Raw genomic sequence first — 20,861 nt, 5'->3', positions numbered from 1 at the left:
TTTGTTCAATGTTCAGAGTTAGGAATCCCGTCTATTCAGAATGTCGAATGGAGAAATGGTTTTTCTTAGGTCATTCGTCCATGGTCTACCTACTTCAGCAACTCATAGACGCCAGCAACACCTTGTCCGCCACCTACACAAGCAGTGACTAGACCATGCTTTTTGTTTTGGCGGCGAAGTTCGTTGAATATCTGCACGGATAGCTTGGCTCCGGTACATCCGAGCGGATGGCCCAAAGCGACGGCTCCACCGTTGACGTTGACAATGTCCGGATTCATGTCCAAAGACTTCATCACGGCCAGTCCCTGCGCCGCAAACGCTTCGTTCAGCTCTATCAAGTCGATGTCAGCGAGCGTCAAGCCTGCCTGCTTCAGTGCTTTTGGCACAGCTTCCCGAGGTCCTATTCCCATGATTCTTGGGTCAACACCGGCAACGGAGTAGGACATCAGTCTGGCCACAGGCTCCAGATTCAGGGATTTCATCAGACGCTCAGACATTACTACGACGAAAGCAGCTCCATCGGAAGTTTGGGAGGAATTTCCCGCGGTGACCTGTCCTCCATTTTTGAAGGCGGGCTTCAATCCAGCCAACACATCCTGTGTCGTCCCTGCCCGAGGCCCTTCATCGGTATCTACGGAGAATTTTCTCGTCTTCTTTTTTCCTTTCTCATCGAGATAGGTTTCTTCCACTTCCACAGGTACGATCTCGTCCTTGAACTTGCCCGCAGCAATCGCGGCCAAGGCCTTTTCGTGGGATTTGACAGAAAAAGCATCGGACTCCTCTCTGGTGATTCCGTACTCTTTTGCAAGCTCCTCTGCAGTCAATCCCATACTGATGTAGTAGGAAGGCGTTTCCGTTGCGATCTTGTAGTTGAGGGCTGTCTTGTAGCCCATCATCGGCACCAGAGACATAGACTCCGTGCCTCCTGCAATGATGCAGTCTGCCATTCCCGCTTTGATTTTGCCCACTGCTAGGGCGATAGCTTCCAAGCCAGAACCGCAATATCTGTTGATGATAAATCCAGGGTTGTCTACTCCCAACGCCAAAAGTGAGATCATTCTGCCCATCTGCATCCCTTGTTCCGCTTCGGGTACCGCATTGCCGACGATTAAGTCATCAACCATTTTGGTCTCCAAGCCCGGCGTATTGGCGATGAGATGCTTGATGACATCCGCAGCGAGGTCGTCCGGTCTATAAAATCTGAAACCTCCTTTTTTCGACTTTCCTACCGCCGATCTATATCCGTTGATTATGTATGCTTCCATGGTTATTTTTAGTTGAGAGTATCTAGTATTGAGTAGCTGGTATCAAGACTTTGCCTCAATTGAGGTCTTTAAACCCATGATCATGCGCTGCACTTCAGCAAGATCCACTTCCATCTCTCTTGCTGTTTCAAGATTCAGTATCCCAACGCGCTCTGAGATGATCATCTGTGTCTCCAGTTCAAAACTTTCTCCCAAGCTGATCTCCAATGAGTTTACAAGAGACTTACGGGAAGTTTTGGCACAGCCCTCGGCAATGTTAGAGGGAATCGAGATTCCAGCTCTTCTCATCTGTGAAACCAGTCCAAACTTTTCCTCATTGGGAAACAGCTTGGTTACAGAATAGATCTTCACGGCGAAATCGACAGCCTTCTGCCATACTTTGAGTTCTTTGAAGTTGTGCATGATTAGATGGGTTTAAAATCTCTTGTTACTTCGTACTAGATACTTGATACTTTAGTTTCTTAGCGGTTTTCCTTTAAAAAGAATGCTATGTATCCGCTCAAGGGTTTTTTTCTCCCCAGTCAAGCTCAAGAAGGCCTCCCTCTCCAAATCAAGCAGATATCGCTCACTGACCTCTGTCGGGGATGACAAATCCCCTCCGGACATTACCCAGGCTAATTTTCGCGCGATTTTGGCGTCGTGCTCAGAAATATAGGCTCCGTACTGCATGCCCGTGATTCCCGCTTCGAAGAGCGCCAGGGAGGTTTTTCCCTGCACCTTAATATTCGTCTGCTCTATCGGTTGTGTATAGCCAGCTTCCGCCAGGGCCAAGACTTTCTCTTTGGCATCGGCGAGTTGGCGCTTCCTATTGATGGAGACTGCATCCCTTTTTCGCAAATAACCCAAGCCCCTCGCTTCCTCAGCTGAGGTCGAAACTTTCGCGGTCGCGATGTTCATGAAGTACTCTTGCAGCCGGTTGAGCTCCACATCTCCACTGTGGATGGAATTGGAATATCGCAGCGTCATCTCCTTGGTACCGCCTCCCGCCGGTATCAGCCCGACACCTACTTCCACTAAGCCCATATACAACTCTGCATGAGCTTGGATATGGTCAGAATGGAGGGAAAGCTCGCAGCCACCGCCCAAAGCCATATTATGCGGAGCGAGAACTACCGGGATGGAAGAATAACGTGCCCGCATCATGGTATTTTGAAACTGTGCGACCATCAAATTGATCTCGTCAAAATCCTGTTCACCTGCAAACATGAACAGCATGGCCAGATTGGCTCCCGCGGAGAAGTTTGCCCCTTCGTTGCCAACCACCAGTCCTTTGTACGACTTCTCTGCCATACCGATTGCCGTGTTGATGCCTTCGATTACCTCGGAGCCCATGGAGTTCATCTTCGTGTGGAACTCCAATCCAATCACATCGTCACCCATGTCGTAGACCGTGGAGCCGGCATTTCCCCAAACTTTCTTGCCTGCGGACTTGAGCGTATCGAGGATGATGAAGTCTTTTGTTCCTGGGATCTCTTGGTAGGATTTGCTGGGGATGTCGTAAAAAAGCTTCTTGCCATTCTCGACTTTGTAGAAGGATGTGTTACCAGCATCCAGCATCTCTTTTACCCATGCTGCTGGATTCTCTCCAGCGGCTTCCATTTTTTCGAGCGTTTCTTTCACTCCCAACACATCCCATGTCTCAAAGGGCCCCAGCTCCCATCCAAATCCAGCGCAGACCGCTTGGTCTATGCGGTAGAGCTCATCGGAGATCTCCGGGATACGGTTGGAACAGTATCTAAATAGATCGTAGAATGACGCACGATAAAATTCACCCGCTTTATCGTCGAAGTTGACCAAAAACTTGATTCGTTTTTTGAGGTCCTCTATATCCTTGGAAGCTTCCAAGGCTTTGAACTTAGGCTTCTCTACGTCTTTGTATTCAAAGCTCTTCAGATCGAGCTCCTTGAGTTCCTTGCTTCCATCCTTGTGGCGGATCATCTTGAAATAGCCTTGTCCGGTTTTGTCGCCAAACCACTTGTTGTTGTAGAGCACCTCGACGATATGCGGGAGTTTGAATTTATCCCGAGACTCATCGTGGGGTAGGGCTTTGTATAGGTTATTGGCTACGTTGACCGTGGTGTCAAGCCCGACCACGTCCATAGTCCGAAAGGTTGCCGATTTGGCTCTCCCTATGACCGGCCCGGTAAGTTTATCCACTTCGGAGACGCTCAGGCCCATTTTTTCTATGGCGTGCATTCCAGAGATGATCGCATAGACCCCAATGCGGTTTGCGATGAACGCCGGAGTGTCCTTGCACAGGACGGTCTCTTTTCCCAAAAACCGATCCCCGTATTCCATCAAGAAGTCGATGATTTCCGGTTTTGTTTTCGGACCTGGAATGATTTCCAAAAGCCTCAGATATCTTGGAGGATTGAAAAAGTGAGTACCGGCGAAATTGGATTGAAAGTCTTCGCTCCTGCCTTCGCACATCATATGCATGGGAATACCGGAAGTATTGGAGGTGACCAGAGAACCAGGCTTTCTGAATTTCTCCACCTTCTCGTAAAGCGACTGCTTGATATCCAGTCGCTCCACAACGACTTCCATCACCCAATCGTAGTCCTTGATCTTGGGTAGGTCATCGTCGAAATTGCCCGTCGTGATCTGGCTGGCGAAAGCTTTGTCGTAGATCGGAGAGGGGTTGGACTTCAGGGTATTTTGTAGGGCTGTGTTTACGATCCTGTTGCGGACCGCGGGATGCTCTTTGGTCAATCCTTTTTTTAGCTCCTCTTCGGACAGTTCAAAAGGGATTATATCCAGCAAAAGTACCTGAACGCCAATGTTGGCGAAATGACAGGCGATCCGTGATCCCATCACCCCCGAACCTAAAATGGCTACCTTCTTAATGGTTCTGTTCATTGCATTGAGTTTTTGGCACACAGATGTGCTTTGGGAAGATTGGTTTACATTTCAAATACAGGCTTGTTGACTTCGTTTCCATTGACCTGGTCTATTACCAGTTGGATCTTTTCAAATACGCCAAAAAAGGTTTGCAGTTCTTGTGGACTGACCACTTCACGAACCTGCTCGTTGAATTCCATGATGGTTTTGATTGATCTTTCCTTTTTCTCCTTCCCTTCCTCAGTCAGAAAAATCCGAACCGAACGCTTGTCCAAAGGGTCGGCCTTTTTGAAAATCAATCCCTTCTCCTCCATCGTCTTTAGCATGCGGGTAAGGCTGCGCGTCTCCAATCCGATCAAAGGCGCAATCTTGGTGGCTGGTGTTCCGTCTTTGGAGTGGATATTGATCAGCACAAATCCGATCGCAGTCGTAAATCCCTCCTCGGCTGCCTGTTGATTATACATCCTGGAGATGGCATGCCAAGCACTTTTGATGTGATAGTCTACAGTCTCTTCTCTTTTCATGGCAATCAAAAGCTGAATTTGAGCTGACCTAATTTAGAATATATTTTGTATGCATGCATACTATTTTCAAAAAAGTTATGCATGCATCACAAATTAAAAACTGCCATTCTACAGGATCAAAGAACAATGGTTTAAAACTTGGTCGACATTACAAGGAAATCCAAACAAAAATGGCCTGAAATCCCTTTACCCAAAAAGTAATTTTGAGCTGACCTTTTTGTTAAAAAATCGACAATTGCCCATACCTACCTAGGAAGGCTGGTAGATCTTTTCTATTTCATCAATGAATTTTTGGATGATCACTTTCCTCTTCAATTTCATCGTGGGAGTCAACTCTCCGGAATCTATACCCCAGGGCTCGTCAAGTAGTCGAAAGCGCTTGATTTGTTCCCATTTCGCAAAATATTTGTTCAAGCCATCAATCTCCGATTGGTATTTCTCCCGGATCTCCCGCTTGACTATCATCTCAGCATCCGTAGAATAGGGTATTTCCTTTCGCCGACAGTAATCATGCAATGCCTCAAAATTGGGGACAATGAGTGCTGCTGGATAGTTTCTCCCATCACCCACTATCATTACCTGTTCGATCAAGGAGGACTCTTTGAATTTATTCTCGATTACCTGAGGCGCGATGTACTTGCCTCCAGAGGTTTTGAACATTTCTTTTTTGCGATCGGTGATCTTGAGGTAATCTCCGTCAAACTCCCCGATATCACCGGTATGAAACCAGCCATTTTTAAGGACCTCTGCGGTGGTATCAGGCTGCTTGTAGTACCCTTGCATGACATTGGGTCCTTTGACGAGAATCTCGCCGTCTGAAGCGATTTTTACTTGGACATCTTTGACCACCTTTCCGACATAGCCGATGCGTATCCCATCCGGTGTCCCGATTGACGCAGATACCACCGGTGAGGTCTCCGTCAAGCCGTAGCCTTCGCAAACCCGAATCCCTGCCGCCCAAAAAACCCTGGCCAAACGAGCCTGCAGCGCAGAAGCGCCGGAATTGATCTGTACAATATTACCACCCAAGGCCGCACGCCATTTTGAGAAAATCAACTTGTTAGCCATTCTCAATTGGAAGCGGTACCATGCTCCCATATTGCGGGTCGGTTCATAGCGAAGACCCAAATCCAGTGCCCAAAAGAAGAGATTCTTTTTCAAGCCCTTCAATTGATAGCCTCTGGCGACTATTTTATCATACACTTTCTCCAGAAGTCGCGGTACCGTGTTAAACACATCGGGCTGGACTTCCTTCACGTTTTCGCCTATCCGATCCATGCTCTCCGCATAATAGACCGAAAACCCAAGGTATATAAAGCAGAAAAAGCCAGTGCGCTCATAGATGTGGCAAAGAGGGAGAAAGCTGAGGGCTGTCGAAACTCCAGCGGGCGGGGTCATCCTCTCGGCTACCGAGAGGACGTTGGAGAGAATATTGGAATGGCTTAGCATTACTCCTTTCGGTCTGCCCGTGGTACCTGAGGTATAAATGATCGTGACGAGGTCTTCACCTTTGATCCGACTTCTGCTTTGTTCTAATCTGGCGAGATCCCCGGTTTCGCCAAGTTGCTCCAACATGTGCCAATGATCCACACCATCTATCAGATCAAATGAATAAATGCTTCGACCTGCGGCTACTTCAGAAGCTTTTGAATAGATCGTCTGATCTCCCACAAAGAGCATTTTTACCTCAGCATGATCGAAGATATAGGCATAGTCCTCCGTAGTGATGGTAGGGTAGACAGGCACTGAAATAGCACCAATCTGCTGCAAGGCAAAATCGACAAAATTCCACTCCGGCCGATTCTCGGAGATGATTGCTACTTTTTCTCCAGCACTAAGCCCAGAGGCTAGAAGTCCCAAACTGAGATTGTCTACAATCCTTTTTAGATCTTTTGAAGAATAGGTTTTCCAGACTTCGTCTTCCTTGTGGCCCAATGCGACCGTTTTGTCGTACTTGGAAATCTGATAGGGAATCAGATCGAAGAGTCTATTGAGATCCATCAATTCTTTTGGGTTTGCCTATTTTAATATTACCCATTCCCAATCTCAATCACAAAAGCTATCCACAGAATCCACGTGGTAATAACTCTATTAATTATTTATTTAAATAAAAACTATTAAGGTTATTAAGGCTGTGGATTTGTTGATAATCGAAGGGATAAAAGTTGACCACATGAATGGGTCGGGTTCCAAGTCTGTTTTGACAAGTTATCAACCGTTTTTCCACTTGTTCGATTCTGTACTTCTGTGAGTTATCAGAAACTCTTGATTTTGGTGGATTATTCCGGTGGACTGTGTTGTGGTTAATTTGGCTGTGGAAAGCCCTCAATTACGTTGTGGATAAGAGATCGCTTTTCCCCAAATATTTTTCAGTTCGATTGATTCGCTTTGGATTTGTTGGCAAGCTTGCATCTAATCGGGACTTTTCATGAAGTTATCGACAACTATTCTCTGCTTTTCCACAGGGACTAGGCTAGTCTTTTCGAAGTCCAGTTGGGTCAGAAGCTTGGATGTTTTGGTCCTGCAGAGACCAGCCGCTTCTGATCACCAAGGTCGCTTGGCGTTCTGTATTGACGAAGTAGAACACTCTCTCTGCGAGCTTCCTTTGGGTAAAGTTCGATGGATCCCAGCGTTGGTTTCCGTTGAGATCCTCTATTACCCTAATTTTAAAAGTTCCGGGCTCCACCATTTTGAAGGAATAAGAATTGGTGTCTTCTAGAAATTGCTCTTGGGCGATTTCGTTTTTGGTGTTCAGCAACTGGACAATAAACGGGGGATTTGCGCCCTGTATTGTTCCAGCAATTTCATCTGCGAGACCCTCACGTTTCAATTTTCTGTAATTTGCTAGAAGAGCTGTTTCGTTTTTTTGGTTTTCTGTATCCGTGAAAGTCGAATCTGCGGCTTTGAGGGTGAATATTTCCTGCGAAAGAGAGTCGGGAATTGTGACTAGGATCTTCAGAATATCCCGCATAGATGAATCGCTGTATGACATCATGGACTCTTTTACGGGTATGATGGAAGCGCTGTCGTAGGATATGTATAAGGAGTCCGTGCTGATCGATTTAAGGGGTTTGTTGAACTTCAGCTCGACCTCGAGGTTTCTATAGAAGTTTTTGCCCGAGTTTGCCGATACGGTGAGTTTTTCAGGTTTTCTTTCCGATTCTGGGAATTTAGCCCAGACCAGGGTGTCTTTGCTGAATCCCAGTGAATCGGTAACATTGATTTGGAAGGGAATGCTGTCTGGTTTTGGGTTCTTTGAATATATTCTGATGCGTCCATCTGTATTGCTAAAGAAATATTCCTCACCGAGTAAATCGTTTTCGACGGTAGTCGAAGCGGGTGTTCGGTTTACAATGACATCGAAATTTTGTCCAAATGTTGCCGTCCTCAGGATTCGGATTGGAGTGATATCAGCTTTGGAGAGGTTGAAGTTGAGGTTTTCCAAGTTCTGGTTTAAGACCAATGTGTCTAGCGAAAAATCATATTCTTCTGATTTAAATTCGGCTTTAAGCGTACCGTTTGCGTCTTTCCAGGCATAGGCCATATACTTTCCGTTTTTGATGTTGCTGATTCGGAAATTTCCTGCTGTGTCGACTTGGCTTAGATAGTATGGAGGTGCAGTGAGCACGTCAGTAGTGTCTCCTAGAGGATATATGCCGACAAGAACGTCCTTGAAGTCAGGTTTTGATCCTGGAAAGTAAAAGTTCACTTTTCCGGAAAGACTAATACTATCTATCGCTGAGCCTGTTGAGAAAACCAATTTAAGGTTCTCTGCTGGATTTTCTTCGGAGATGTCCACCACCGATTTTTGAAAGTCAAAAACGTAGGTGGTGCTGTCCTCGAGCTCCTGGTTGAGCTTGATTGTGACTACATTTTTCAGCGTAGTAAATTCGACTTCGTCTTTGGCGATTCTAGGTGTGATCACTATTCCTTTAGATGGGTTTTCCAGTTTGATGTATTCATCAAAAGTCAGTGTGATCGTTTCAGGCTTAGTATTTAGGCTTTCTGTGACCGGATCGGATGAAATGAGAATCGGAGCGTCTTCGTCTCTGGGTCCACCTGTAGGTGTGCTTTGTTTTGCACAGGAATAGGCTAGCAATAGGATAAATCCGAATAGCAGTAATCTTAGTTTTTTCACTTCTTTTGGAAAACGAAAATGTTGCTGGAAAATTGGCCTGGAGTTTTTGCGGCTCTGTTTGAATTAAGTCCCGCCCGAATTGCTTTGGAATATTTTGAGATTAGTGTGGATGACTTAACCATATAGCCTTCGGAAAGTAGGGAGACATAGAAGCTGTCGAATTTCATCGGCTGCGTTTCCTTCAATTCGACTCCGAACTCTTCCTCGAACTTTTTCATAGAGTCCTGCCCAAAGTGGTATAGGTGTCTTGGGACATCCCAACCGGCCCAATATTGCCCGTATTTTTTTCCGTCCCAACTTTGATGATTTGGGACGGCTATTAGTAGGTAACCATCTGATTTTAAGTGTGATACGATTTTTTTCACGGTTTTCCTGAGCTGGTGAATGTGCTCTAATACGTGGTAAAGAGTGATCACGTCAAAGGAGGAATTTTTCTTTAACTCATCGATGGACGCTTTGACCTTTTTGTTCAATTTTTGGCTTGCTTGCTTTCTAGCTTTGTCGTTAGGTTCAACTCCTGCAATCTTCCACCCCCGCTGCTTTGCGGCAACTAACAATTCCCCGGTTCCACAACCGTAGTCCAAGAGGCTTCCTGTTGGAATCATCTTTTCAATCGAAGTTATTTTTTTGGTTATGCTATAGTTTCTGACCTTTTGATAGATCCATTGCGTTATATTTTTTGCCTTATCCTCGTGTGAGTAGTATTCTGGAAAGTCGTAATATGGACCTATTTTTTCCTGAACAGGTCTCGGATTGGTAAAAAGCAGTTGGCAGTTTGAGCATTTGCAGAGTACGAAGATTTCCTTGGTCACTGCGTGGTCAATTATTTCAGTGTAGTTAAGAAAAAGCCCACTTTTACAGAGTGGGCACTTACTGAGTCGTTCTAGCATTTTATCGTCCCAAATAGACTGTTAATATAGACAAATCGGCAGGCGAAACTCCGCTGATCCGTGAGGCTTGTCCGAGGGTTTCCGGTCGGATTTTGTTTAGTTTTTGTTTTCCTTCGTTGGACAAGGCTGTGATAGAGAGATAGTCGAAACGATGAGGTATTCGGAAATTTTCCATATTGGAAAGTTTGGCCACCATTTGCTGTTCCTTATCGATATAGCTATCGTACTTGATCTGGATTTCCGCTTGTTCTTGGACTTCTTTGGTATATTTCTTTAGACTTTCCCGCAGGTCTTCATCTAAGGACATGAGTTCACGAACACCTATCTGAGGGCGTTTCAAAAGTTTTTCAGCGCTTGTTTTTTCCTGAATGGTAGCGGTTCCCATTGATTCCAATATGGAATTTACACCTTCTGGACCCATTTTTTTCTGTTTTAGCTCGTTGATCAAGCTTGCTGTGGCTGATTTCTTGTCGAGCATCTTTTTGAATCGATCCTCAGAGGCAAGGCCGATATCGTAGCCGAGTTTGGTAAGACGTAAATCTGCATTGTCTTGCCGCAATAGAAGTCGAAATTCTGCCCTAGAGGTAAACATTCTGTAAGGCTCCTCGGTGCCTTTATTTATCAAGTCATCGACCAAAACTCCTATGTATGCATCAGATCTCTTGAGGATAAACGGATCTTTTTCTTGCACTTTTAAGCTGGCATTTATTCCAGCGATCAATCCCTGTGATGCGGCTTCCTCGTAGCCGGTAGTTCCGTTGATTTGGCCAGCAAAGTACAGGTTTTCGATAAGATGGGTTTCTAGGGATAGCTTAAGCTGCGTTGGAGGGAAGAAATCATACTCTATGGCATAGCCGGGACGAAACATTTTGGCGTTTTCGAACCCAGGGATCATTCGTAGCGCTTTGTATTGGACGTCTTCGGGCAGTGATGTAGAGAAGCCGTTGACATAGATTTCTACGGTATTCCATCCTTCTGGCTCTACAAAAATTTGATGTCTATCCCTTTCAGCAAATCGGTTTATTTTGTCTTCAATGCTAGGACAATATCTTGGGCCAAGACCTTGAATCCTTCCGTTGAACATTGGGGATCGATCGAAACCCGTTTCCAAGGTTTGATGCACTTCTTTATTGGTATAGGTGATCCAGCAACTCCTTTGTTCTTTTAGCGGTTGTGTAGAATCTAAATAGGAGAATTTCTCCGGGTTTTCATCACCGAATTGTTCTTCCATTTTTCCGTAGTCTAGACTTCTTCCGTCCACTCTCGGCGGCGTGCCTGTTTTCATCCGTCCAGCTTCGAACCCTAGTTGCACGAGCTGTTCGGTAATTCCTTTCGCTGCGGATTCCCCTGTTCTTCCCCCTCCAAATTGTTTTTCCCCGATGTGGATCACTCCATTTAGAAACGTCCCGTTGGTAAGTACGACTGATTTGGAGCTTATTTCTACGCCTATCCCTGTCTTTACTCCACAAACTTTACCGTCTTTAACGAGTAATCCTGATATCATCTCTTGCCAAAAGTCGACGTTTGGGTTTTTTTCGAGTGCAAGTCTCCATTCTTCCGCAAACCTCATACGATCGTTTTGAGATCTGGGTGACCACATTGCCGGGCCTTTTGATCGGTTGAGCATCCTGAATTGAATCATGGATTTGTCGGATATGATGCCCGACATTCCACCAAGCGCATCTATTTCTCGCACGATTTGCCCTTTTGCGACGCCTCCCATTGCTGGATTGCAGGACATTTGGGCGATAGTGTTCATGTTCATGGTACATAGCAGGATTTTTGATCCCATTGACGCCGCTGCATGAGCTGCCTCACAGCCTGCGTGGCCTGCACCGACTACAATCACATCGTATATTGGAAACATGATATTTTTTGTTGTGTTTCACGTGGAACCTCTTGCTAGTATACACCAGCCAGCCAGCTGTTTCACGTGAAACAGTTAAGTGTTTTCGTATAGTTTGATGGCCAATTCTTCTTGAGACCTCATGATCGCGGATTGTTCTTCGGACTTGTCTTTGTACCCCATCAAGTGAAAAAGCCCATGGCTGATTACTCTGCTTAATTCTGAAGTCTCCTCTTGTTGGTGTTTTGAGGCGTTTTCTCTCACTCTGTCAATGCTGATAAATATATCCCCTTCGATCACCTGGCTTTCCTCGGAGTTGTCGAATGTTATGATATCAGTATAGGTGCGGTGATTTAGGTATTCGGTATTGATTTGATATAGATACTCATCCGAACAAAATATGTAATTGAGTTCTCCTATCCTGAAGTTTTCAGATTTAGCGAGAGATTTTAGCCAATTTTTCCTTCGGTTTTTTTCGGGCAGATTGAATTTTACATCTTCTGAAAAGAAATTTATAGCCATGCCTATTCCATGTAAAATGAAAGAACTGTTTTCTTTCCTCCTTCTTCAAATTTAACATCATCGCTTAGGTGGCGAATAAGGAAAATCCCTCTGCCGCCTGGCTTTTCTATATTTTCTGGAGCTGTTGGGTCTTGTAGCTCTTGCAGATCAAAGCCTTCTCCTTCGTCTTGGATGATGAATTTGAGCTGATCGTCCTCCATCTTCAATTCTAAGTGAACTAGTTTGTTTTTGTCACTTTTGTTTCCGTGAATGATTGCATTGCTGATGCATTCTGTCACGGATATCATGATGTTCCCATAGATGTCATCATTTATCTCAAATTTGTCTTTCGCATTATCGATAAAGCTTTCGATGACCTTTATATTCTCGATTAGAGATGGAATTGAAATTTTAATGGACTTCATCTGGGAATTTTTCTATGATTCAGTTCTCGTTGAGTTATTCTTACGCGATTTCTAGCATCACCGGACAATGATCCGAATGGATGATATCCGGCAAAATTACGGCACTTTTCAGTCTATTTTGCAATTCATTGGTAGCCATATGGTAATCTATTCTCCATCCCAAGTTTTTAGCTCGTGAGTTGGCTCTATAACTCCACCAGCTATAGTGATGGGGGAGTGGGTTGAAATGTCGGAAGCTATCAATAAAGCCTGATTCCGTGAACCTATCCATCCAAGCACGTTCTTCGGGTAAGAACCCCGATGTGTTTTTGTTTGCTATCGGATTATGGATGTCGATTGCCTTGTGGCAAATATTATAGTCTCCACTGAGAATCAAGTTGGGATTGTTTTCTTTCAAATCCTGCATGTACCCAAAGATATCGTCAAGGAAGTCGTATTTGAATCTTTGGCGAATATCCCCAGTCGTACCTGATGGAAAATAGGATGAGATGAAGGAAAAATTTTCAAAGTCTGCCTGAATTAGTCTGCCCTCATCATCATAACGGTTTAGGCCCATTCCATGCTTTATGGATTTTGGTTTTGTCTTGCTTAAAATAGCCACACCACTGTACCCTTTTTTCAGTGCGGGAAACCAATAATGGTAATATCCCAAATCCTCGAAGATGGCAGTATTGACATCCTTCTCCTGCGCCTTGATTTCCTGCAGGCCGATGACATCGGGATTTTCGCTAGTCAACCATTGTACAAATCCTTTGTTTATGGCTGCCCGTATCCCGTTGACATTGTAGGAGATCAGTTTCATTCAGATTTCAATTTGGTATTCTTTTTCAAAATACTCCAAGACATGGAGTTTAAGCAGTTTTTCCTGTGCGAGCAGGTCGAAATGTGGTAGTTCTTTTACCAGATTCCAGTGGGGCCAGCCTTCTTGGTCAACGAAATCCAATTCATAAAATCCGGAATAGCTGAGCACCTTACATATGGCAATGTGCATCAAATCCTGCTTTTGCTCCTTGGAAAATGCGCGGGTCCCTTTGCCAAGTTCCTGAACGCCTATCAAAAAGAGTACGCCATTCAAGTCGTTTGGTTTTTTGCCAATGGTTTCCTTCAGTCCTTCCAATAGTTTGGACCAGCGTTTTTCCAAGTCTAAATCGCGCTTAAACATCGTATAACCTATTGACTATCAAGTTGTTCCCAGTATTCTACGGCCCTGCGAAGGTGTGGGATTACAATTGAACCGCCGATCACCAAAGCGATCGAAAACACCTCGAAGATCTCTTCCTTTTTTAATCCTGCTTCATGACTCTTTCCTAAATGGTATTTGATGCAGTCGTCGCACCGTAGCACCATGGAGCACGCCAAACCTATCATTTCCTTGGTCTTGATGTCCAACTCGCCCTCAGCGTAAGTGTTTGTATCCAAGTTGAAAAACCGTTTGATGACTTTGTTGTCCTCAGCCATGATTTTTTCGTTCATCTTGGCTCTGTAGGCGTTGAATTCTTCTATCAGATTCATTAACTTAAGGATTAATACTTTGTAAGATGCAAATATACTGCATATTCGACCCTAGAGGCTAACAACAGAAGTTTTTACTGATGCGTTTACTTTTTCTGCAAGATTTTTTGGATCTCATTTTCCCCCGAAATTGCCTCCAATGTGGGCGGGCACTTTTTGATTTTGAACCCTGTCTGTGCACTGTCTGCCAAGGCTCTCTTCCTTTGGCCAACTTTCATATGAGAGCGTTTGACAATGAACTTACTTCGAAGATCAGGGGACTGATGCCTGTAAGTCGGGTCATGGCTTTTCTAAGGTTCTCCAAAAAAGGAAAAAGCCAAAAATTGCTCCATCAGCTCAAGTATCGAAACATGCCTGAGATCGGAGTCGAAATGGGGCGCCTGTTCGGCCTTTCGCTGGTTAATGAAAGACTACAATCGGAGTGGGATGTGATCGTACCTGTGCCGCTGCATCCCATGAAGCAGAAAAGGCGCGGCTATAACCAAAGTGAGGAGTTTGGCAAAGGGCTGTCGAAATCGATGAATATCAGGCTTGAAAACTTGCTGGAGAGGCGAAAATTTACCGAGACGCAGACAAAAAAGACAAGGCTCCAGCGCCTCGAAAACGTGGAAGAGGTATTTGATTTGAGAAATGGCGGAAATGTCCAAGGTTTGAGGATTTTACTAGTGGATGACGTGATTACCACTGGCGCGACGCTTTGTGCGTGCGCCAACGTGCTTTTGGACTGTGGGGCAAAACATGTAGATTTGGCCACCATCGCCGCAGGTGGCCAATAGTCTTTTAGCATGGACATAGATATCGAGTTTCTTAAATATCCGATCGGTAAGTTTCAAAAACCCGAAACGACCGAGCCAGGTTTGATCAGCGAGGCAATTGCCACGATCAAATCTTTTCCAGCTCATCTTTTTACCGCCGTCAGCCCTCTTTCCCCAGCCCAGCTGGACACGCCTTATCGACCGGGAGGATGGACTGTCAGGCAACTTGTGCATCATTGTGCTGATAGTCATATGAATGCTTTCGTTAGATTCAAACTAGCGCTGACTGAACAAAACCCTACCATCAAGCCCTATGATGAGGCGGCATGGGCAAACTTGTCGGACTCTAAGCTCCCCATAGAGCCCTCGCTTGCCATCATTAAAGCCATTCACTTCAAATGGGGGGTCGTTTTGGATGCTATGAGTAAAGAAGATTATATCAGGTCCTACTTCCATCCCGAAAAGCAGCGCAGTCAGGAGTTGGGCGAAATAACCCTAATGTACGCCTGGCACTCCACCCATCATCTCTCTCACATCCAACATTTGGTGTTGAGAGAAAACTGGTAAAAAACGAATCGATTTCCTGATGAACATCTCCCTCAAAAATCAGCGAATTTTGGTAACTGGCGCGTCACGTGGAATCGGGCGGGCCATCGCTCGGCAACTTTCCGAATCGGGGGCCGAAGTCATCATTCATTATAATTCGAATAAAGACGAAGCGCAGAGCCTTCTTGCCCAACTTAAAAATCCGGGCTATATGGAGGCCTGCGATTTATCACAGCCAAGCCAGGTAATTGGCTTTATCCCAAAACTTGTAGAAAAATATGGGCCTTTGACGGCTTTGATCAATAATGCAGGTATTGCCCTTTCCGCTCCCGATTCCTTGGATACCATGGAATGGACTCAAATTTGGGAAAAGGTAATGGCCGTTAATGCTACGGCGGTTGGGGTCCTGTCAAAGGAATTTATAGATCAGGCGAAGCCTCTCGAAGACGGAAGAATTGTCATGATCTCTTCCCGGGCTGCCTTCAGGGGGGATACCCAAGATTATTTGGCCTATGCGGCATCCAAGGGAGCGATGGTGAGCTTGACTCGATCGATTGCCAGGCACTACGGAAAGCAGGGAATTAAAGCATTTCTCATTGCTCCAGGATTTACGCGAACCGATATGGCCAACGAGATTTTAGAGGAATATGGAGAGGATTTCGCGCTGAAAGATATCGCTTTGAAGGAGCTGACACTTCCGGAAGACATTGCTCCTATGGTCACGCTTCTCTGTTCCGGACTTGCAGACCATGCCACAGGGACGTCTATAGACATGAATGCCGGTTCCTATGTGAGGTAATTGCAATAAGGGAGACCCGCTTTCTTATCTTAGAAAAAATGAAACAACGAGATCCCATATTCACTCCGGAGTTGATAAAGATTTTGAAAATTTTCATTTTTTCGGCGTTGGGGGTGGTTCTCCTTCTTTCATTTTTTAACAGCTATCGAGCCGATAATACTGGCGAAGATCGCACCTTCCGAGTCGCAGATTCCGACCGTATTTATTTCCAAAATGTCCGATCCATCAATTATGAGCGGGAAAATAGAAATGACGCTGGAATGGTGCTTTTCCGACACCGCCAACGGCTGCAATCAGAATCGAGACCTACACTGGACTTGGTGATTCTGATGAATCCTACAAAAGACGAAGCATATATCTATTTCGAGCTAAAAAACGCCGAATGGCCTATACAAATTCAGTTAGACAGTCTAGGTGAGATGAAAACCTACGATTTTGCCAACGGAAACAATCAGGATCATTTCTCCCTTTTTAAAAATCTATTGTTCGCAATTGAAAAAGACCTGGATTTTGAGCTGACGGTAGAAGGAGAAAGCTATCAGCTTTGGGCTGGAGAAAAAGAAAAGCAGGCGCTGAAAACCGTCATGGAAGACTATCTTCGACTTTTGGCAAAAACCGACTAGAATGGAAAACCACTCAAATCAGCGCTTGGAACTATTCAAGTCGCAAATAGGAAGCAAACTGGATAATACGCCCTCTCTGGCCGGTAATTGGCTTGAAGGAACGCTTTTGGATATCGATTCACACCACATTCGGGTTGCCTACACTGTGCGTTCGGAAATGTGTAACCCTGGAAAAATCCTGCACGGTGGTGTCGCTTCGCTGATGCTGGATGATGTGATTGGGATGGGAAATTTTGTAGCTGGATCAGAGTATCTGATGACGAGCATCAACTTGCATGTGGATTTTTTGTCCGCTGCACAAATCGATGAAAAGCTCGAAGTAACGGCAAAACTCGTCCGATCAGGCTCAAATTTGAATCATTGGGAAGCCGTCATCAGAAAACAATCCGGAAAAATAGTCGCCAAGGCCAGCTCCAACATGATAAAGACACATATTAAGCTTAATGAATTAGGTTTTTAATTTGCAAGCGATATTTTTGCAGGATGAAAAAATCCTTATTAATAGCGTGTTTTATGCTACTTTCTGCGGCCGCCTTTTCGCAGACCACAGTCGCTTTTCACCAAAGCAATCTGCCTTTTATCGGAGTCAATCACCAATTTGGAGAGAAATGGATTCCTGAGCTTCGAATTGGAACAGATAACTATGTAGAAGATTTGGGCTTTGAGTTAATTGGAAACTACATGCTCAAATCAGAAGAATCGACACAGATCTACATTGGGGCAGGAATTAGAGCAAATTTGCTTGATGGAGCTGTGATTACCTCTGGGATTAATTATTTTCCTTTCAATAGGAAGGATTTTGGTTTTCACATTGAAGCAGCACCGATAATAAGCTTCGATGAAGGCGCTTTATTTCGGGGCTCATTCGGGATCCGCTATCGATTCCTGAAGGATTAATTAAAAAGGGAGAATTGTCAAATTCTCTCTTCTTAAGTTTAAAATTCCTCCAACTTCACCATCAAATCCCACACGGCTATTCCAAGCGATACGGAGATATTGAGCGAATGCTTGGTTCCCAGCTGCGGGATTTCCAAGACACGGTCACAGGCTTTTAGGACTTCCTCTTCGACTCCAAAAACCTCGTTTCCGAAGATCAGAGCATATTTTTTTCCTTTTTCTGGAGAAAATTCATTGAGCATGGTGGAGTTTTCCACTTGCTCCAATGCACAAAGCTGGTAACCGGATGACTTGAGTTTTTCTACTGCTAAGCCTGTGTTGAGGCAATACTCCCAGTCTACCGATTCCGTGGCGCCGAGGGCGGTTTTTTGTATGTCGCGATGGGGAGGCGTGCCGGTGATGCCGCAGAGGAAGATCTTCTCGATCCGAAAAGCATCCGCTGTGCGGAATGCGGATCCCACATTATTCAGGCTTCGGACATTGTCCAGGACCAGGACGATGGGAGATTTTTCCTTTTGCTTAAATTCTCCGACCGAAATCCGGTCCAATTCCTCCATGCTTAATTTCTTCATCGCTTTTTGATCTCCTACCCTAATCGCCTATTTTCAGGCCTGATTCCAAGTTCAAAAGTAATACAAATCCCATTTTTACCCCATGAGTAAATCCAAAGATGGTCAGGAAACACCCCTGATGAAGCAATACAATGCCATCAAAGCCAAACATCCAGGAGCACTTCTGCTATTTAGGGTTGGGGATTTTTATGAGACTTTTGGCGAGGATGCAGTGGTCGCCAGTAAAGTTCTGGATATCGTATTGACCAAGCGAGCAAACGGTGCTGCTTCGCATATCGAGCTGGCTGGATTTCCACACCACTCGCTTGACAACTATCTGCCCAAGTTAGTCCGTGCAGGAAATCGGGTCGCTATTTGTGACCAATTGGAAGATCCTAAGTCGGTTAAGGGCATCGTAAAGCGTGGGGTCACGGAACTGGTCACACCAGGTCTTTCCTACAACGACCAGGTGCTGGACACGCGGAAAAACAACTACTTGGCTTCTATCCATTTTGGAAAAGAAAAGCACGGAATCGCTTTTTTGGACGTCTCCACGGGGGAATTTATGTGCTCTGAGGGTAATTCCGCTTATTTGGACAAGCTCCTACAAAGCTTCGCTCCTTCCGAGATTATTTTCTCCAAGGCAGCAAAAAGTGCAGCCGCCGAACTGATAAAGAATGACTTCATCACCTTCCACTGTGAAGATTGGGTCTTCCAGTATGATTTTACCTACGAAAAGCTCAAGAGCCACTTTGGAACGGCAAACCTAAAAGGCTTTGGCATAGAAGAGCTCCCTACCGGTATCGTGGCGGCGGGAGCGATCTTGTATTATCTGGAAGAGACTGAGCATAGGGAGGTGCAGCACATTGCAGCGATCTCGAGGATTGCCGAAGAAAAATATGTCTGGTTGGACAAGTTTACCATCCGAAATCTGGAGCTCGTTTTTCCGCAACATGAAGGCGGAGTCCCGCTAATCCAAATTTTGGATCAGACCGTGACTCCCATGGGTTCGCGGATGATGAAAAAATGGATGGTGCTTCCTTTAAAGGAAAAGCAACCCATTGAGGAGCGTCAAAATGTGGTCGAGTTTTTCTTCCAAAATTCGGCTCTGCTTGACCAGATTCTTCCACAGCTTCGCCATATCGGCGATTTGGAGCGACTCATTTCCAAAGTCGTGGTAGGTCGGGCCAATCCCCGCGAGATAAACCAAATCAAGCGCGCGCTCAAGTCAACTTTGCCAATAAAAGAGCTGCTGAAAGAGCAGAAAAACCCGACACTCAAGCGCCTTTCTGACCAGATCAATCCGTGTGAGTTTTTACTGGAAAAAATAGAAAGGGAACTGCAGGAGGACGCGCCTATGCTGGTACATCAGGGAGGTGTAATCAGGGACGGAGTGGATCGGGAGTTGGACGAATACCGCGGACTTGCCAACAAAGGCAAGGATTTTCTGGTGCAGATCCAGCAACGTGAGGTACAGAATACCGGGATTTCTTCTCTGAAAATTTCCTACAACAAAGTTTTCGGCTACTACCTAGAGGTGACTCATGCGCACAAAGACAAAGTGCCGCAGGAGTGGATTCGCAAGCAAACACTCGTAAATGCTGAGCGGTACATTACCCCTGAGCTGAAAGAATACGAGGAGAAGATCCTTCATGCAGAAGATAGGATGATTGCCTTGGAGCAAAAATATTTCCTCGACCTCGTTCAGGAGGCGGCGAAATATGTCACGCAAATCCAGCTAAATGCCCGGGTACTCGGGACGTTGGATGCCTTGATTTCCTTTGCGCAAGTGGCGCTGAGCAACGGATACTCCCGTCCCAAGGTCTCCGATACCGAGACTTTGGAGATCAAAGACGGCCGCCATCCCGTGATCGAAAAGCAGCTTCCTCCCGGGGAGCATTACGTGCCCAACGATATCTATCTGGATCACGACAGCCAGCAGATCATCATCATCACCGGACCCAACATGGCCGGGAAATCCGCCTTGCTGCGCCAGACGGCGCTGATAGTCTTGATGGCCCAGATGGGAAGTTTCGTCCCGGCATCATTTGCCAGAGTTGGTATTATCGACAAGGTCTTTACCCGGGTAGGCGCCTCAGACAACCTGTCCAAAGGAGAATCGACCTTCATGGTCGAGATGACCGAAACGGCGAGTATTCTAAACAACCTGTCTGACCGAAGCTTGGTGTTGATGGATGAAATCGGCAGAGGTACTTCCACTTATGACGGCATATCGATCGCTTGGTCGATTGTCGAGTTTTTGCACAGTCATCCGACTTACAAGGCGAAGACTCTCTTTGCTACCCACTACCATGAGCTTAATCAGCTTTCGGAGGATTTCCCTCGCATCAAAAACTTCAATGTGTCCGTCAAAGAGGTGGGCAACAAGGTGATTTTTATGCGAAAGCTGAAAGAGGGCGGAAGCGAACACAGTTTCGGTATCCACGTAGCCCAAATGGCCGGGATGCCAAACCCGGTTGTGCTAAGGGCGGCTGAGATCATGGTCCACTTGGAGAAGGACAAATCACTGAAGGAAAAAAAAGAGCATTTCAAATCCATCCCCAAAAACAACTTTCAACTCAGTCTGTTTGAGATGGATCCGAAATTTACCGCCGCAAAAGAACTATTGGACCAGATCGATATTAATGCCATTTCTCCGATTGAAGCGCTTTTAAAGCTGCATGAAATCAAAAAGAAATTGGAATGATACGAGCTTTCAACTATCTTATCAACGATTTAGTTAAAACT

Annotated in this window: 21 protein-coding genes; 7 read left to right on the top strand and 14 right to left on the bottom strand. The window is 45.4% G+C overall.

Going from position 1 to position 20,861, the window contains the following annotated elements; genetic code table 11:
* Nucleotides 1-89: 89 nt before the first annotated feature.
* The 13 genes from J0A67_RS15970 to J0A67_RS15910 all read right to left on the bottom strand — a co-directional run bounded on the left by J0A67_RS15970 (nt 90) and on the right by J0A67_RS15910 (nt 13,942).
* Complete coding sequence (locus J0A67_RS15970; RefSeq protein WP_206570362.1) at nt 90-1,265, bottom strand: thiolase family protein; 1,176 nt, start codon at nt 1,263-1,265, stop codon at nt 90-92.
* Between the two features lie 42 nt (nt 1,266-1,307).
* Complete coding sequence (locus J0A67_RS15965; protein WP_206570361.1) at nt 1,308-1,667, bottom strand: four helix bundle protein; 360 nt, start codon at nt 1,665-1,667, stop codon at nt 1,308-1,310.
* Between the two features lie 51 nt (nt 1,668-1,718).
* The gene (locus J0A67_RS15960) at nt 1,719-4,124 is read right to left on the bottom strand and encodes a 3-hydroxyacyl-CoA dehydrogenase/enoyl-CoA hydratase family protein (RefSeq protein WP_206570360.1); all 2,406 of its coding nucleotides are present in this window, start codon (nt 4,122-4,124) and stop codon (nt 1,719-1,721) included.
* A 44-nt stretch (nt 4,125-4,168) separates the two neighbouring features.
* The gene (locus J0A67_RS15955) at nt 4,169-4,630 is read right to left on the bottom strand and encodes a MarR family winged helix-turn-helix transcriptional regulator (protein WP_206570359.1); all 462 of its coding nucleotides are present in this window, start codon (nt 4,628-4,630) and stop codon (nt 4,169-4,171) included.
* A 249-nt stretch (nt 4,631-4,879) separates the two neighbouring features.
* Entirely contained in the window at nt 4,880-6,631 is a 1,752-nt protein-coding gene (locus tag J0A67_RS15950) for an AMP-dependent synthetase/ligase (protein ID WP_206570358.1), read from the bottom strand.
* Nucleotides 6,632-7,103: 472 nt separating this feature from the next.
* Nucleotides 7,104-8,768 carry an Ig-like domain-containing domain gene (locus J0A67_RS15945; protein ID WP_206570357.1) on the bottom strand — a complete coding sequence of 555 codons (1,665 nt, stop codon included), beginning with the start codon at nt 8,766-8,768 and terminating at the stop codon, nt 7,104-7,106.
* A complete protein-coding gene (locus tag J0A67_RS15940; protein WP_206570356.1) occupies nt 8,765-9,658 on the bottom strand; it encodes a class I SAM-dependent methyltransferase in 894 nt (297 codons plus the stop codon). Before J0A67_RS15940 ends, J0A67_RS15945 begins: the two co-directional genes overlap by 4 nt.
* A 1-nt stretch (nt 9,659) precedes the next feature.
* Nucleotides 9,660-11,525 carry a tRNA uridine-5-carboxymethylaminomethyl(34) synthesis enzyme MnmG gene (mnmG, locus tag J0A67_RS15935; protein WP_206570355.1) on the bottom strand — a complete coding sequence of 622 codons (1,866 nt, stop codon included), beginning with the start codon at nt 11,523-11,525 and terminating at the stop codon, nt 9,660-9,662.
* Nucleotides 11,526-11,600: 75 nt separating this feature from the next.
* Nucleotides 11,601-12,026 carry an rRNA maturation RNase YbeY gene (gene ybeY / locus J0A67_RS15930; RefSeq protein WP_206570354.1) on the bottom strand — a complete coding sequence of 142 codons (426 nt, stop codon included), beginning with the start codon at nt 12,024-12,026 and terminating at the stop codon, nt 11,601-11,603.
* A gap of 2 nt (nt 12,027-12,028) precedes the next feature.
* Complete coding sequence (locus J0A67_RS15925; protein ID WP_206570353.1) at nt 12,029-12,430, bottom strand: ATP-binding protein; 402 nt, start codon at nt 12,428-12,430, stop codon at nt 12,029-12,031.
* A 40-nt stretch (nt 12,431-12,470) separates the two neighbouring features.
* Complete coding sequence (locus tag J0A67_RS15920; protein ID WP_206570352.1) at nt 12,471-13,232, bottom strand: exodeoxyribonuclease III; 762 nt, start codon at nt 13,230-13,232, stop codon at nt 12,471-12,473.
* Entirely contained in the window at nt 13,233-13,592 is a 360-nt protein-coding gene (locus J0A67_RS15915) for a hypothetical protein (protein ID WP_206570351.1), read from the bottom strand.
* Between the two features lie 8 nt (nt 13,593-13,600).
* On the bottom strand, nt 13,601-13,942 hold the full coding sequence (locus J0A67_RS15910; RefSeq protein WP_206570350.1) for a carboxymuconolactone decarboxylase family protein: 342 nt from the start codon (nt 13,940-13,942) through the stop codon (nt 13,601-13,603).
* A gap of 218 nt (nt 13,943-14,160) precedes the next feature.
* Here J0A67_RS15910 and J0A67_RS15905 point away from each other — a divergent pair, with 218 nt between their 5' ends.
* The 6 genes from J0A67_RS15905 to J0A67_RS15880 are packed head-to-tail and all read left to right on the top strand — an operon-like array spanning nt 14,161 to nt 17,562.
* A complete protein-coding gene (locus J0A67_RS15905; protein ID WP_317195066.1) occupies nt 14,161-14,718 on the top strand; it encodes a ComF family protein in 558 nt (185 codons plus the stop codon).
* A gap of 9 nt (nt 14,719-14,727) precedes the next feature.
* A complete protein-coding gene (locus J0A67_RS15900; protein ID WP_206570348.1) occupies nt 14,728-15,264 on the top strand; it encodes a YfiT family bacillithiol transferase in 537 nt (178 codons plus the stop codon).
* 19 nt (nt 15,265-15,283) lie between these two features.
* Complete coding sequence (locus tag J0A67_RS15895; protein ID WP_206570347.1) at nt 15,284-16,042, top strand: SDR family NAD(P)-dependent oxidoreductase; 759 nt, start codon at nt 15,284-15,286, stop codon at nt 16,040-16,042.
* A gap of 38 nt (nt 16,043-16,080) precedes the next feature.
* Nucleotides 16,081-16,665: a hypothetical protein gene (locus tag J0A67_RS15890; protein ID WP_206570346.1), complete on the top strand. Its 585-nt coding sequence runs from the start codon at nt 16,081-16,083 to the stop codon at nt 16,663-16,665.
* Nucleotide 16,666: 1 nt separating this feature from the next.
* The gene (locus tag J0A67_RS15885; RefSeq protein ID WP_206570345.1) at nt 16,667-17,125 is read left to right on the top strand and encodes a PaaI family thioesterase; all 459 of its coding nucleotides are present in this window, start codon (nt 16,667-16,669) and stop codon (nt 17,123-17,125) included.
* 23 nt (nt 17,126-17,148) lie between these two features.
* Nucleotides 17,149-17,562, top strand: a complete 414-nt coding sequence (locus J0A67_RS15880) for a hypothetical protein (RefSeq protein WP_206570344.1) — start codon at nt 17,149-17,151, stop codon at nt 17,560-17,562.
* A 38-nt stretch (nt 17,563-17,600) separates the two neighbouring features.
* Here the strand turns inward: J0A67_RS15880 and J0A67_RS15875 are convergent, their stop codons facing one another.
* A complete protein-coding gene (locus J0A67_RS15875) occupies nt 17,601-18,134 on the bottom strand; it encodes an RNA methyltransferase (RefSeq protein ID WP_206570343.1) in 534 nt (177 codons plus the stop codon).
* Nucleotides 18,135-18,216: 82 nt separating this feature from the next.
* Here J0A67_RS15875 and mutS point away from each other — a divergent pair, with 82 nt between their 5' ends.
* Nucleotides 18,217-20,820, top strand: coding sequence for a DNA mismatch repair protein MutS (gene mutS / locus J0A67_RS15870; RefSeq protein WP_206570342.1), 2,604 nt, complete (start codon nt 18,217-18,219; stop codon nt 20,818-20,820).
* Nucleotides 20,821-20,861: the final 41 nt, after the last annotated feature.

It is taken from the genome of Algoriphagus aestuariicola (genome assembly GCF_017254835.1).
In the GTDB taxonomy this organism is placed as follows: Bacteria; Bacteroidota; Bacteroidia; order Cytophagales; family Cyclobacteriaceae; genus Algoriphagus; species Algoriphagus aestuariicola.
The sequence above is the reverse complement of the archived record's forward strand: the minus strand, read 5'-3'. Positions and strand labels throughout refer to the sequence as shown.

Excerpts from the sequence above, each read along its gene's own strand:
- J0A67_RS15970 (WP_206570362.1), bottom strand. The coding sequence starts at position 1,265 with ATGGAAGCATACATAATCAACGGATATAGATCGGCGGTAGGAAAGTCG.
- J0A67_RS15965 (WP_206570361.1), bottom strand. The coding sequence starts at position 1,667 with ATGCACAACTTCAAAGAACTCAAAGTATGGCAGAAGGCTGTCGATTTC.
- J0A67_RS15960 (WP_206570360.1), bottom strand. The coding sequence starts at position 4,124 with ATGAACAGAACCATTAAGAAGGTAGCCATTTTAGGTTCGGGGGTGATG.
- J0A67_RS15955 (WP_206570359.1), bottom strand. The coding sequence starts at position 4,630 with ATGAAAAGAGAAGAGACTGTAGACTATCACATCAAAAGTGCTTGGCAT.
- J0A67_RS15950 (WP_206570358.1), bottom strand. The coding sequence starts at position 6,631 with ATGGATCTCAATAGACTCTTCGATCTGATTCCCTATCAGATTTCCAAG.
- J0A67_RS15940 (WP_206570356.1), bottom strand. The coding sequence starts at position 9,658 with ATGCTAGAACGACTCAGTAAGTGCCCACTCTGTAAAAGTGGGCTTTTT.
- mnmG (WP_206570355.1), bottom strand. The coding sequence starts at position 11,525 with ATGTTTCCAATATACGATGTGATTGTAGTCGGTGCAGGCCACGCAGGC.
- ybeY (WP_206570354.1), bottom strand. The coding sequence starts at position 12,026 with ATGGCTATAAATTTCTTTTCAGAAGATGTAAAATTCAATCTGCCCGAA.
- J0A67_RS15925 (WP_206570353.1), bottom strand. The coding sequence starts at position 12,430 with ATGAAGTCCATTAAAATTTCAATTCCATCTCTAATCGAGAATATAAAG.
- J0A67_RS15920 (WP_206570352.1), bottom strand. The coding sequence starts at position 13,232 with ATGAAACTGATCTCCTACAATGTCAACGGGATACGGGCAGCCATAAAC.
- J0A67_RS15915 (WP_206570351.1), bottom strand. The coding sequence starts at position 13,592 with ATGTTTAAGCGCGATTTAGACTTGGAAAAACGCTGGTCCAAACTATTG.
- J0A67_RS15910 (WP_206570350.1), bottom strand. The coding sequence starts at position 13,942 with ATGAATCTGATAGAAGAATTCAACGCCTACAGAGCCAAGATGAACGAA.
- J0A67_RS15905 (WP_317195066.1), top strand. The coding sequence starts at position 14,161 with ATGAGAGCGTTTGACAATGAACTTACTTCGAAGATCAGGGGACTGATG.
- J0A67_RS15900 (WP_206570348.1), top strand. The coding sequence starts at position 14,728 with ATGGACATAGATATCGAGTTTCTTAAATATCCGATCGGTAAGTTTCAA.
- J0A67_RS15895 (WP_206570347.1), top strand. The coding sequence starts at position 15,284 with ATGAACATCTCCCTCAAAAATCAGCGAATTTTGGTAACTGGCGCGTCA.
- J0A67_RS15890 (WP_206570346.1), top strand. The coding sequence starts at position 16,081 with ATGAAACAACGAGATCCCATATTCACTCCGGAGTTGATAAAGATTTTG.
- J0A67_RS15885 (WP_206570345.1), top strand. The coding sequence starts at position 16,667 with ATGGAAAACCACTCAAATCAGCGCTTGGAACTATTCAAGTCGCAAATA.
- J0A67_RS15880 (WP_206570344.1), top strand. The coding sequence starts at position 17,149 with ATGAAAAAATCCTTATTAATAGCGTGTTTTATGCTACTTTCTGCGGCC.
- J0A67_RS15875 (WP_206570343.1), bottom strand. The coding sequence starts at position 18,134 with ATGAAGAAATTAAGCATGGAGGAATTGGACCGGATTTCGGTCGGAGAA.
- mutS (WP_206570342.1), top strand. The coding sequence starts at position 18,217 with ATGAGTAAATCCAAAGATGGTCAGGAAACACCCCTGATGAAGCAATAC.